The sequence below is a fragment of the Pseudomonas sp. KCJK9016 genome, from assembly GCF_046231795.1.
Classification (GTDB): Bacteria; Pseudomonadota; Gammaproteobacteria; order Pseudomonadales; family Pseudomonadaceae; genus Aquipseudomonas; species Aquipseudomonas bananamidigenes.
Window position 1 is genome coordinate 1 of the sequence record NZ_JBJJMM010000017.1, and the last position, 12,641, is coordinate 12,641.

General features: G+C 61.7%; 12 protein-coding genes. 6 read left to right on the top strand and 6 right to left on the bottom strand.

Annotation, left to right across the window (positions count from 1 at the left end; translation table 11 throughout):
- The 5 genes from ACK6BI_RS17535 to ACK6BI_RS17555 form a co-directional block, all read left to right on the top strand.
- A partial coding sequence (locus ACK6BI_RS17535) for a dihydrodipicolinate synthase family protein (protein ID WP_409318042.1) occupies positions 1-276 on the top strand: 276 nt, incomplete at its 5' end.
- Between the two features lie 60 nt (positions 277-336).
- Complete coding sequence (locus ACK6BI_RS17540; protein WP_409318043.1) at positions 337-1,776, top strand: aldehyde dehydrogenase family protein; 1,440 nt, start codon at positions 337-339, stop codon at positions 1,774-1,776.
- 76 nt (positions 1,777-1,852) lie between these two features.
- Positions 1,853-3,301, top strand: a complete 1,449-nt coding sequence (locus tag ACK6BI_RS17545) for an MFS transporter (RefSeq protein ID WP_409318143.1) — start codon at positions 1,853-1,855, stop codon at positions 3,299-3,301.
- An 11-nt stretch (positions 3,302-3,312) separates the two neighbouring features.
- Positions 3,313-4,866, top strand: coding sequence for a galactarate dehydratase (garD, locus tag ACK6BI_RS17550; protein WP_409318044.1), 1,554 nt, complete (start codon positions 3,313-3,315; stop codon positions 4,864-4,866).
- 168 nt (positions 4,867-5,034) lie between these two features.
- Positions 5,035-5,976, top strand: coding sequence for an AEC family transporter (locus ACK6BI_RS17555; protein WP_409318045.1), 942 nt, complete (start codon positions 5,035-5,037; stop codon positions 5,974-5,976).
- A 118-nt stretch (positions 5,977-6,094) separates the two neighbouring features.
- Here ACK6BI_RS17555 and ACK6BI_RS17560 read toward each other — a convergent pair whose 3' ends face one another.
- The 6 genes from ACK6BI_RS17560 to gatC form a co-directional block, all read right to left on the bottom strand.
- Positions 6,095-6,475, bottom strand: coding sequence for a carboxymuconolactone decarboxylase family protein (locus ACK6BI_RS17560; RefSeq protein WP_409318046.1), 381 nt, complete (start codon positions 6,473-6,475; stop codon positions 6,095-6,097).
- Entirely contained in the window at positions 6,472-7,533 is a 1,062-nt protein-coding gene (locus ACK6BI_RS17565; RefSeq protein ID WP_409318047.1) for a calcium/sodium antiporter, read from the bottom strand. The genes ACK6BI_RS17560 and ACK6BI_RS17565 overlap by 4 nt, the downstream gene beginning before the upstream one ends.
- 46 nt (positions 7,534-7,579) lie before the next feature.
- Positions 7,580-7,954 (bottom strand): septal ring lytic transglycosylase RlpA family protein, encoded by a 375-nt coding sequence (locus tag ACK6BI_RS17570; RefSeq protein ID WP_409318048.1) that lies wholly within the window; start codon positions 7,952-7,954, stop codon positions 7,580-7,582.
- A gap of 92 nt (positions 7,955-8,046) precedes the next feature.
- Entirely contained in the window at positions 8,047-9,492 is a 1,446-nt protein-coding gene (gene gatB / locus ACK6BI_RS17575; protein ID WP_409318049.1) for an Asp-tRNA(Asn)/Glu-tRNA(Gln) amidotransferase subunit GatB, read from the bottom strand.
- Between the two features lie 10 nt (positions 9,493-9,502).
- Positions 9,503-10,954 carry an Asp-tRNA(Asn)/Glu-tRNA(Gln) amidotransferase subunit GatA gene (gene gatA, locus ACK6BI_RS17580; RefSeq protein ID WP_409318050.1) on the bottom strand — a complete coding sequence of 484 codons (1,452 nt, stop codon included), beginning with the start codon at positions 10,952-10,954 and terminating at the stop codon, positions 9,503-9,505.
- 16 nt (positions 10,955-10,970) lie between these two features.
- Positions 10,971-11,258: an Asp-tRNA(Asn)/Glu-tRNA(Gln) amidotransferase subunit GatC gene (gatC, locus tag ACK6BI_RS17585; RefSeq protein ID WP_085698446.1), complete on the bottom strand. Its 288-nt coding sequence runs from the start codon at positions 11,256-11,258 to the stop codon at positions 10,971-10,973.
- A 211-nt stretch (positions 11,259-11,469) separates the two neighbouring features.
- On the opposite strand from gatC, the gene mreB reads away from it, so the two are divergent.
- On the top strand, positions 11,470-12,507 hold the full coding sequence (gene mreB / locus ACK6BI_RS17590; RefSeq protein WP_002555108.1) for a rod shape-determining protein MreB: 1,038 nt from the start codon (positions 11,470-11,472) through the stop codon (positions 12,505-12,507).
- Positions 12,508-12,641 lie beyond the last annotated feature (134 nt).

The window sequence follows — 12,641 nt, forward strand, 5'->3', positions numbered from 1 at the left end:
TCGGCGGTGTTCAACTTCATCCCGAAAACCGCGATGGATTTCTACCACGCGATTGCCCGTGACGATCACGCGACGGTCGGCAAGATCATCGACGACTTCTTCCTGCCGTACCTGGATATCCGCAACCGCAAGGCCGGTTATGCCGTGAGCATCGTCAAGGCCGGCGCCAAAATCGCTGGCCATGACGCCGGCCCTGTGCGGGCGCCGCTGACCGACCTGACCCGCGAAGAGTACGAAATGCTCGCCGCGCTGATCGACAAGCAAGGTGCGCAGTAACCCACTCTAAAAACAAGGCTGCTGGGCGATCAGCGGCCTTTTGCGTCAGGAGCAAGATTCGTGACCAAGCGCTACGACAACTACATCAACGGTGAATGGGTCGCCGGCAACGATTACTCGGTCAACATCAACCCGTCCGAGTTGAGCGACACCATCGGCGACTACGCCAAGGCCGATCTGGCTCAAGTCAACGCCGCCATCGACGCAGCCCGTGCCGCGTTTGCGGCGTGGTCGACTTCGGGCATTCAGGCCCGCCACGACTCGCTGGACAAAGTCGGCAACGAAATCCTCGCCCGTCGCGAAGAGCTCGGCACCCTGCTGGCCCGGGAGGAGGGCAAGACCCTGCCGGAAGCCATCGGCGAAGTGACCCGCGCCGGCAACATCTTCAAGTTCTTCGCCGGTGAGTGCCTGCGTCTGTCGGGCGACTACGTGCCGTCGGTGCGTCCGGGCGTCAATGTTGAAGTCACTCGCGAAGCCCTCGGTGTGGTCGGCCTGATCACCCCGTGGAATTTCCCGATTGCCATCCCGTCATGGAAAATCGCTCCGGCCCTGGCCTACGGCAACTGCGTGGTGTTGAAACCGGCGGATCTGGTGCCGGGTTGCGCCTGGGCGCTGGCGGAAATCATCTCCCGCGCAGGCTTCCCCGCCGGCGTTTTCAACCTGGTGATGGGCAGTGGTCGCGTGGTGGGTGAGGCGTTGGTCAACAGCCCGAAAGTCGACGGCATCAGCTTTACCGGCTCCGTGGGTGTGGGGCGTCAGATCGCGGTCAATTGCGTATCGCGCCAGGCCAAGGTGCAGCTGGAGATGGGCGGCAAGAACCCGCAGATCATTCTCGACGACGCCGATCTCAAGCAGGCGGTCGAGCTGTCGGTGCAGAGCGCGTTCTACTCCACCGGCCAGCGTTGCACGGCGTCGAGCCGTTTGATTGTCACCGCCGGGATTCACGACCAATTCGTCGAAGCCATGGCCGAGCGCATGAAGTCGATCAAGGTCGGCCACGCGCTGAAAGCTGGCACAGACATTGGTCCGGTGGTCTCCCAGGCGCAGCTTGAGCAGGACCTGAAATACATCGACATCGGCCAGTCCGAAGGCGCTCGCGTGGTCAGCGGCGGTGGTCTGGTGACCTGCGACACCGAGGGCTACTTCCTTGCGCCGACCCTGTTCGCCGACAGCGAAGCCTCGATGCGCATCAGCCGCGAAGAGATCTTCGGCCCGGTGGCCAACATCGTCCGCGTGGCGGACTACGAGGCTGCACTGGCCATGGCCAACGACACCGAATTCGGTCTGTCGGCGGGCATCGCCACTACGTCGCTGAAGTACGCCAACCACTTCAAGCGTCATTCCCAGGCCGGGATGGTGATGGTCAACCTGCCGACCGCCGGTGTCGATTACCACGTTCCGTTCGGTGGCCGTAAGGGCTCATCCTATGGCTCACGTGAGCAAGGCCGCTATGCGCAGGAGTTCTACACGGTCGTGAAGACCAGCTACATCGGTTCCTGATAGACGCACTATCTGTGGGAGCTGGCTTGCCAGCGAAAGTATCGCCTCGGTGTGACAGACATTCCGGGGCGCCTGCATCGCGGGCGAGCCTGGCTCCCGCAAAAGCAAGACCAAAGAAGATTCACCCGCGCATAAAAATAATCAGTGGGAGTACATCTACATGCAATCGTCCAGGCCGACTCACGTCCGCTATTTGATCCTGCTCATGCTGTTCCTGGTGACCACGATCAACTACGCCGACCGCGCCACCATCGCGATCGCCGGTTCCAGTCTGCAAAAAGACCTCGGCATCGACGCGGTTACCCTCGGCTACATCTTCTCTGCTTTCGGTTGGGCCTACGTGGCCGGGCAAATTCCCGGTGGCTGGCTGCTCGATCGTTTCGGCTCGAAAAAAGTCTATGCCCTGAGCATTTTCACCTGGTCGCTGTTCACTGTGCTGCAAGGCTTCGTCGGTGAGTTCGGCTTGTCCACAGCCATCGTGGCGCTGTTCATGCTGCGCTTTCTGGTGGGGCTGGCCGAGGCGCCATCATTCCCCGGTAATGCACGCATCGTGGCAGCCTGGTTCCCGACCGCCGAACGCGGCACGGCTTCGGCGATTTTCAACTCGGCGCAGTACTTCGCCACCGTGCTGTTCGCTCCGTTGATGGGTTGGATCGTCTACGCCTTTGGCTGGGAGCACGTGTTTATTGTCATGGGCGTGTTCGGCATCCTGTTCTCGCTGATCTGGCTGAAGGTTATCCACAGCCCGCGCCAGCACCCGATGGCCAACGAAGCGGAAGTGAAGTTCATCGCCGACAACGGCGGCATGGTCGATATGGACCAGAAGCAAGGCAAAAAGTCTGACGGCCCGAAGTGGGATTACATCCGTCAGTTGCTGACCAATCGCATGATGCTTGGCGTGTACCTGGGCCAATACTGCATCAACGGTATCACCTATTTTTTCCTGACCTGGTTCCCGGTGTACCTGGTGCAGGAGCGCGGCATGACCATTCTCAAGGCCGGGTTCATCGCCTCGTTGCCGGCGATCTGCGGGTTTATCGGCGGCGTCCTCGGCGGGGTGATTTCCGACTACCTGCTGCGCAAGGGTCACTCGCTGACCTTCGCCCGCAAGACGCCGATCATCGCCGGCCTGCTGGTCTCCAGCAGCATCGTCGCCTGCAACTATGTCGACGTGGAATGGATGGTGGTCGGCTTCATGGCCCTGGCCTTTTTCGGCAAAGGCGTGGGTGCGCTGGGCTGGGCGGTGGTCTCCGATACTTCGCCAAAACAGATCGCCGGACTGAGTGGCGGCCTGTTCAACACCTTCGGCAACATCGCCTCGATCACCACGCCTATCGTCATCGGCTACATCATCAGCTCCACCGGTTCGTTCAAGTGGGCGCTGGTGTTCGTCGGTGCCAACGCACTGGTGGCGGTGTTCAGCTACCTGGTGATCGTCGGCCCGATCAAGCGTGTGGTGCTCAAGGAGCCGCCGGCCAATGGCGGTTCCGAGGCCACCGGTAAATTGTCTCAAGCGCATTCCTGAGGAGCGGCGTCATGCAGTTGATTGAACATTCCGACTCGCCGCGCTACATCCGTCTGCACGAGCGGGACAACGTAGTGGTTGTAGTCAATGACCAGGGCGTTGCGGCCGGCACCGCATTCGCCGATGGCCTGGTAACGGTGGATTTTGTGCCGCAGAGCCACAAGGTCAGCCTCGTGGACATCCCCGAGGGCGGCACGGTGATTCGCTATGGCCAGATCATTGGCTATGCATTGCAGCCGATTTCCCGCGGCAGTTGGGTCAAGGAAGATCAACTGCGCATGCCGACCGCGCCGCCGCTGGACAGTCTGCCGCTGTCCACCGACGTGCCAGCCGCCCAGGCGCCGCTGGAGGGTTACACCTTTGAGGGGTATCGCAACGCCGACGGCACCGTCGGCACGCGCAATATTCTCGGGATCACCACCACCGTGCAGTGCGTCACTGGGGTGCTGGATCATGCGGTCAAACGCATCAAGGATGAGCTGTTGCCGAAGTATCCGCATGTCGATGACGTGGTGGCGCTGACCCACAGTTACGGTTGCGGCGTTGCCATTACGGCCACCGATGCGTACATCCCGATCCGCACCGTGCGCAATCTGGCGCGCAACCCGAACCTCGGTGGCGAGGCGCTGGTGATCAGTCTGGGCTGCGAGAAACTGCAGGCCGGGCAAGTGATGCACGAGGACGATGCGTCGGTGGATCTGAGCGAGCCGTGGCTGTATCGCTTGCAGGACTCCAGCCACGGCTTCACGGAAATGATCGAGCAGATCATGGCGCTGGCTGAGACCCGCCTGAAGAAACTCGACCAGCGCCGCCGCGAAACCGTGCCGGCGTCCGAGCTGATCCTCGGCATGCAGTGCGGCGGCAGCGATGCGTTTTCCGGGATCACCGCCAACCCGGCGCTGGGTTATGCCGCGGACTTGCTGCTGCGGGCGGGGGCGACGGTGATGTTTTCCGAAGTCACCGAAGTGCGCGACGCGATTTACCTGCTGACCTCACGGGCCCAGAGCAAAACCGTTGCCGAGGAACTGGTGCGCGAGATGGACTGGTACGACCGCTACCTGGCCAAGGGCGAGGCGGACCGTAGTGCCAACACCACGCCGGGCAACAAGAAGGGCGGGTTGTCGAACATTGTCGAGAAGTCGTTGGGCTCGATCGTCAAGTCCGGCAGCAGCGCGATCAGCGGCGTGCTCGGCCCGGGGGAACGCTTCAAGCAGAAGGGTTTGATTTTCTGTGCGACGCCGGCCAGCGACTTTGTCTGCGGCACCTTGCAACTGGCGGCAGGGATGAACCTGCATGTGTTCACCACCGGGCGTGGCACGCCATATGGTCTGGCCATGGCTCCGGTGATCAAGGTGTCGACCCGGACCGAACTGGCGCAGCGCTGGCCGGACCTGATCGACATCGATGCCGGACGGATCGCTACCGGTCGCGCGACCATCGAGGAATTGGGCTGGGAGTTGTTTCACTACTATCTGGATGTGGCGAGCGGCAAGCAGCAGACGTGGGCGGAAAAGCACAAGCTGCATAACGACATTACGTTGTTCAATCCGGCGCCGATCACCTGAGACCGCGTTATCGTTCTTCGCGAGCGGGCTCGCTCCCACATTGGATCTGCGGTGTTAATGAGATCCCTGTGGGAGCGAGCCCGCTCGCGAAGGCGATCCGACAGACGCCGGGGGACTGGCTGGCTTATCATTAGCCCCTGACGACGCTCACCTCCAAGGCTCCCCGGCATGCTGGCAATCTTCCTCGAAACCCTGAACATCACCGCGCCGGTGTTTGCCATGTTGTTTCTGGGTGTGCTGCTCAAGCGTATCGACTGGATCAACGACAACTTCATCCACACGGCGTCGTCGCTGGTGTTCAACGTCAGCATGCCGGCGCTGCTGTTTCTCGGCATCCTGCATGCCGACCTGCACGCCGCGCTGCAACCGGCGCTGCTGATCTACTTCGCCGTCGCCACGCTGGCCAGTTTCGCCCTGGCCTGGGGCTGGGCAATTTTCCGTTGCCCTCATGAAGATCGCGGCATCTACACCCAAGGTGCGTTTCGCGGTAACAACGGGGTCATCGGTCTGGCGCTGGCGGCGAGCATGTATGGCGACTACGGGATTTCCCTCGGGGCGATTCTCGCGGCGCTGGTGATCCTGTTCTACAACACCCTGTCGACCATCGTGCTGGCGGTCTACAGCCCGGTGATCAAGTCCGATCCGTGGAGCATCTGCAAAAGTGTGTTCAGCAATCCGCTGATCATCAGCGTGATTGCGGCGGCGCCGTTTGCCTGGTTCAAGATCGGTCTGCCGGGCTGGCTGGAGACGTCCGGCCAATACCTGGCGCAAACCACGCTGCCACTGGCGTTGATCTGCATCGGCGGCACGTTGTCGCTGGCGGCACTGCGCAAGAGCGGGAGCATGGCGCTCAGCTCCAGCCTGCTGAAGATGATCGGCCTGCCGGTGTTCGCCACGCTGGGCGCATGGCTGTGGGGCTTTCGCGGGGCGGAGCTGGGGATTCTGTTTCTGTACTTCGGCAGCCCGACGGCTGCCGCCAGTTTTGTCATGGCCCGGGCGGCCCAGGGCAATCATGAACTGGCGGCGGCGATCATAGTGTTGACCACGTTGATGGCGGCGGTGACCACCAACGTCGGGATCTTTTTCCTGCAGTGGGGCGGGTGGATCTAGCCTGAGCCCGGGTTTGATCTTTCGGGCCCTCTCGCGAGCAGGCTCGCTCCCACAGGGAAATTGTGATCGCCACAGATCCCATGTGGGAGCGAGCCTGCTCGCGAAGGGGGCAGATCTGTCACTCAGGTTTCTGGTAGGTATCGATCACTTCCTGGGCTGCCCGAAACGCATCAATCGCTGCCGGCACCCCGGCATACACCGCGCAATGCAGCAGCGCTTCGCGGATCTCCTCGACCGTGCAGCCGTTGTTCAGCGCACCGCGCACATGCCCCTTTAACTCTTGCGGGCACTTCAGCGCGGTCAGCGCGGCGAGGGTGATCAGGCTGCGGGTCTTCAGCGGCAGACCTTCGCGATTCCACACGCCGCCCCAGGCATGTTCGTTGACGAAGTCCTGCAGCGGTTGAGTGAATTCGGTGGCATTGCCCAGGGCACGGTCGACGAACGCGTCACCCATTACCTGGCGGCGGATTTCGACCCCGGATTTCTTCGATTCGGTCATGGCATATCCCTCTTGTGGTGTTGGCGGCGCCAGGCGCGCACAGACGTGAAAAAAAGAAACGTCAGCAGCGTCGGCAGCACATAAAACAGCATCAAGCGTTCGAGCTTGCCGGCCAGTGGCATGCCGGTGGTGAACGACACCACATGCAGTGCATACGCCAGGTACAAGCCGAGCAGCAACAAGCCTTCGGCGCGGGTCACGCGGTAGCCGGAATAGAACACCGGCAGGCATAGCGCCGCGACGCCGAGCATCACCGGCAGGTCGAAATCCAGCGCGTTGGGCGATACCGACAGCGGGGTTGGTGCGAGCAGTGCGGTAACGCCGAGTACCCCGAGCAGGTTGAACAGGTTCGCGCCGATCACGTTGCCCACGGCAATGTCACGCTGCCCGCGCAGGGCTGCGATCAATGAGGTGGCCAGTTCCGGCAGCGAGGTGCCGACCGCGACCACGGTCAGGCCGATCACCCGCTCGGAGAAGCCCAGATCCGTGGCCACTGCGACAGCCGCGCCCAGCAACAGGTGTCCGGCGAATACCAGCATGGCCAGCCCGACGACGATCATCAGCAGACTGGTCATCCAGGGCGCTTGCGCCGCTGGTGGCAGGTCCGAGTGCGGACGGGAGGAGTGCCGCGACTGGCGCAACAGCAGACCCAGATACAACCCCAGTGCGGCGAGCAAGAGGAGGCCGTCGAAGCGGCCGATCTGTTCGTTCCAGGCCAGTACGAACACCAGCAGACTGGCGCCGATCATCAGCGGAATATCCAGGCGCACCAGTTGCCGCGAGACCCTCAATGGAATGATCAGCGCCGACAGGCCGAGGGTCACGAGGATGTTGAATATGCTGCTGCCGATTACGCTGCCGACGGCGATGTCGGGGTTGTGCGTCAGGGTTGCCTGCAGGCTGACCGCCATTTGCGGGGCGCTGCTGCCCAGGGCGACGATGGTCAGGCCGATGATCAGCGGTCGCACGTGCAGGCGGGCGGCCAGACGCACAGCGGCTCGCACCATCAGTTCGGCGCCGAAAATCAGCAGGGCCAGACCGCTGAGCAGTTCGATCACGTTGATCAGCGGTAAATCGCTCAGTCCGAAAATGGTGGGTGCTCCATCAGTCGTCGAGGGCCTGCACGCGAACCCGTGCCGTGCCGCTGCCCAGCATGCCGAGGCGCTCGGCGGCTTCGCGGGAAACATCGATGATGCGCCCGCGGGTGTGCGGCCCGCGGTCGTTGATACGCACCACGCAGGACTTGTCGTTTTTCAGGTTGGTGACTTTCACCCGCGTGCCGAACGGTAGCTGGCGGTGGGCGGCGGTCAGGGAATTCTGGTTGAACGCTTCGCCGCTGGCGGTGCGTTTACCGTGGTGTCTGGCTCCGTAATAGGAGGCGACGCCGGTCTGGTCGTAACCATGCGGGTCGATGACATCGTTGCTGGCGCAACCGGCCAGCAAAGAGAGCAGGGCGCAGGCGCCGAGCAGGCGTTTCATTTCAAAGGCTCCCAAAAATAATTGTGGCGAGGGAGCAAGCTTCCTCGCCACAGGGGATCTGAGCCAGTAAATGAATGCTGGCTCCATTGTGGTCAGCCTTCGAGCTTGCTTTTCAGCAGTTCGTTCACTTGCTGCGGGTTGGCCTTGCCCTTGGAGGCTTTCATGGCCTGACCGACAAAGAAACCGAACATCTTGCCGCGTTTGGCTTCGTCTGCCGCACGGTATTGCTCGACCTGTTCGGCATTGGCCGCGAGCATTTCGTCCAGCACCGCCGAGATGGCGCCGGTGTCGGTGACTTGCTTCAGACCACGCTTCTCGATGATTTCGTCGGCGCTGCCTTCACCGTTGGCCATCGCTTCGAACACCACCTTGGCGATCTTGCCGGAGATGGTGTTGTCCTTGATGCGCAACAGCATGCCGCCCAGCTGCTCGGCCGAAACCGGCGAATCCTGGATGTCCAGGTTCTGCTTGTTGAGCAGACTGCCCAACTCGACCATCACCCAGTTCGCCGCCAGTTTGGCGTCGCCGCCGATGCTCGCAACCTTCTCGAAGTAGTCCGCCTGTTCACGGCTGGTCGCCAGCACGTTGGCGTCGTATACCGACAGGCCGAAGGCGCTCTGGAAGCGCTCGCGCTTCTGCGGTGGCAGTTCCGGCAGGGTGGCACGCACATCATCCAGGTACGAATCCTCGATGACCACCGGCAGCAGGTCCGGATCGGGGAAGTAACGGTAGTCGTTGGCTTCCTCTTTGCTGCGCATCGGACGGGTCTCGTCCTTGTTCGGATCGTACAGACGGGTCTGCTGGATCACTTTGCCGCCGTCTTCGATCAGGTCGATCTGACGCTGGATTTCGGAGTTGATTGCCTTCTCGATGAAGCGGAACGAGTTGACGTTCTTGATCTCGCAGCGGGTGCCGAATTCAACCTGACCTTTGGGACGCACCGACACGTTGCAGTCGCAACGCAGCGAGCCTTCGGCCATGTTGCCGTCGCAGATGCCCAGGTAACGCACCAGCGCGTGGATCGCCTTGACGTAGGCCACGGCTTCTTTGGCGCTGCGCATGTCAGGTTCGGAAACGATTTCCAGCAACGGTGTGCCGGCACGGTTCAGGTCGATGCCGGTGAAGCCGCTGAATTCTTCGTGCAGGCTCTTGCCGGCGTCCTCTTCAAGGTGCGCGCGGGTGATGCCGACGCGCTTGACCGTGCCGTCTTCCAGGGCGATGTCCAGATGGCCCTTGCCGACGATCGGCAATTCCATCTGGCTGATCTGGTAACCCTTCGGCAGGTCCGGGTAGAAATAGTTTTTACGGGCGAACACGTTGTGCTGACCGATCTCGGCGTCAATCGCCAGACCGAACATCACCGCCATGCGCACCGCTTCCTGATTCAGCACCGGCAGGGTGCCGGGCATGCCCAGATCGATCAGGCTGGCCTGGGTGTTCGGCTCGGAGCCGAACTGGGTGGAACTACCGGAAAAGATTTTCGACCGGGTGGTGAGCTGGGTGTGAATCTCCAGCCCGATCACGACTTCCCATTGCATGTGTGTCTCCTCAGAAGCCGGTTGGGGTGCGGGTGTGCCAGTCAGTGTGTAACTGATACTGGTGGGCAACGTTCAACAGGCGACCTTCCTGGAAATACGGCGCAAGCAGCTGTACGCCGACCGGCAGACCGTCGACGAAACCGGCCGGCATCGACAGGCCCGGCAGGCCCGCGAGGTTGGCGGTAATGGTGTAGACGTCTTCCAGGTAGGCAGCGACCGGGTCGCTGTTCTTGGCGCCGAGTTTCCAGGCCGGGTTTGGCGTGGTCGGGCCGAGGATGATGTCGACCTCATTGAAGGCCGCCATGAAGTCGTTCTTCACCAGGCGGCGGATCTTCTGCGCCTTCAGGTAGTAGGCGTCGTAGTAACCGGCGGACAGCGCGTAGGCACCGACCATGATCCGGCGCTGCACTTCCGCACCGAAGCCTTCGCCACGGGAGCGCTTGTACAGGTCTTCCAGGTTCTTCGGATCTTCGCAGCGGTGGCCGAAGCGCACGCCGTCGAAACGCGACAGATTGGAGGACGCTTCTGCCGGGGCGATCACGTAGTACGCAGGAATGGCGTGCTGCATGTTCGGCAGGCTGATTTCCTTGATCACGGCACCGAGCTTCTGCAGCTCTTTGATGCTGTTCTGGATCAGCTCGGCGATACGTGGGTCGAGGCCGGCACCGAAGTATTCCTTCGGCACGCCGATGCGCAGGCCTTGCAGCGAACCGTTCAGGCCGGCAGCGTAGTCCGGCACCGGCTCATCGATGCTGGTGGAGTCGTTCGGATCGAAGCCGGCCATACCTTGCAACAGAATTGCGCAGTCTTCGGCGGTGCGCGCCAGCGGGCCGCCCTGATCGAGGCTGGAAGCGTAAGCGATCATGCCCCAGCGCGAAACGCGACCGTAGGTCGGTTTCAGGCCGGTGAGGTTGGTGAACGCGGCTGGCTGGCGGATCGAGCCGCCGGTGTCGGTGGCCGTGGCGGCAGGCAACAGGCGAGCTGCAACAGCGGCAGCCGAACCACCGGACGAGCCGCCCGGGACGTGTTCCAGGTTCCACGGGTTTTTCACCGCGCCGTACCAGCTCGACTCGTTGGCCGAACCCATGGCGAATTCGTCCATGTTGGTCTTGCCCAGCGTCACGGCGCCGGCAGCGGCCAGCTTCGAAACCACGGTGGCGTCGTACGGCGCCTTGAAGTTGTCGAGCATCTTCGAACCGCAGCTGGTACGGATGCCCTGGGTGCAGAACAGGTCCTTGTGGGCGATCGGCGCGCCAAGCAGCGCGCCGCTCTCACCGTTGGCCCGGCGCACGTCGGCGGCTTTCGCCTGCTCGAGGGCCAGCGCTTCGGTGAGGCTGATGAAACTGTTGAGCTGCGGATCGAGCTGGGAAATGCGCGCCAGCAGGACTTTGGTCAGCTCTTCGGAAGAAAACTTTTTATCGGCAAGACCGCGGGCGATCTCGGCCAGAGTCATTTGATGCATTGCGGGCTCTTTCCCTTTAGTCGATGACTTTCGGAACCAGATACAGGCCGTTTTCGACCGCTGGCGCGATGGACTGATAAGCCTCGCGGTTATTGCTTTCGGTCACGACGTCGGCGCGCAGGCGCTGACTGGCTTCCAGCGGGTGGGCCAGTGGCTCGATACCGTCGGTATCGACCGCCTGCATTTCGTCGACCAGCCCGAGAATGCTGTTGAGGGCCGAAGTGATATGTGGAAGATCGGCGTCATTGAGGCCAAGGCTGGCCAGATGAGCGATTTTTTCCACGTCGGAGCGTTCTAGCGCCATCGGGATTCTCCAGTGGAAAACAGGACGGACGGCGTCCGTGCGTTGATTTGTCGGAACACTACCGCACTTCTACGGTCATAAGGCCGCGATTGTGGGGCTTGGTGCACAGAAAAGCGGCCAATTTAACATATTGGCGCCTTGCCCAAAATCCCTGTCGTTGTTAGAGTTTGCCGCACTTTTTTACCCACGCGTTGCCTAGGGTCCCTTTCCCATGTTCAAGAAACTGCGTGGCATGTTTTCCAGCGATCTTTCCATTGACCTGGGCACTGCCAACACCCTTATTTACGTGCGCGAGCGCGGCATCGTCCTGAATGAGCCATCGGTTGTGGCCATTCGGACACACGGTAACCAGAAAAGTGTCGTCGCTGTCGGCACCGAGGCCAAGCGCATGCTCGGCCGTACGCCGGGCAACATTGCTGCCATTCGTCCGATGAAGGACGGCGTGATCGCCGACTTCAGCGTCTGCGAAAAGATGCTGCAATACTTTATCAACAAGGTTCACGAAAACAGTTTCCTGCAGCCCAGCCCTCGTGTGCTGATCTGCGTTCCATGCAAGTCCACCCAGGTCGAGCGTCGTGCCATCCGTGAATCGGCCCTGGGCGCCGGTGCCCGTGAAGTGTTCCTGATCGAAGAGCCAATGGCGGCTGCGATCGGTGCCGGCCTGCCGGTTGAAGAAGCACGCGGTTCGATGGTCGTGGATATCGGTGGCGGTACCACCGAAATCGCGCTGATCTCCCTGAACGGTGTGGTCTATGCCGAATCCGTACGCGTTGGCGGCGACCGCTTCGACGAAGCGATCATCACCTATGTGCGCCGCAACTACGGCAGCCTGATCGGCGAATCCACCGCCGAGCGCATCAAGCAGGAAATCGGTACGGCCTACCCGGGCGGCGAAGTTCGCGAAGTCGACGTTCGCGGTCGCAACCTGGCCGAAGGCGTTCCACGCGCATTCACCCTGAACTCCAACGAAGTGCTGGAGGCTCTGCAGGAGTCCCTGGCCACCATCGTTCAGGCCGTGAAAAGCGCCCTGGAGCAATCGCCGCCGGAACTGGCTTCCGACATCGCCGAGCGTGGCCTTGTGCTGACCGGTGGTGGCGCGTTGCTGCGTGACCTCGACAAGCTGCTGGCCCAGGAAACCGGTCTGCCGGTCATCGTTGCCGAAGATCCGCTGACCTGTGTGGCTCGCGGCGGTGGTCGTGCACTGGAAATGATGGACAAGCACACCATGGACCTGCTCTCCAGCGAATAAGTCGCCGGGTGCAATACGTGGGTGAGCGCACAGGCAGCACTTTGCAGTGCTGCCTGTTGGCGTTTATCTTCTGTCAGTCTTCATCCAGGCCGGTTTGATGCCGTATGAATAAACAGAACATTTGCCTGGGAGGA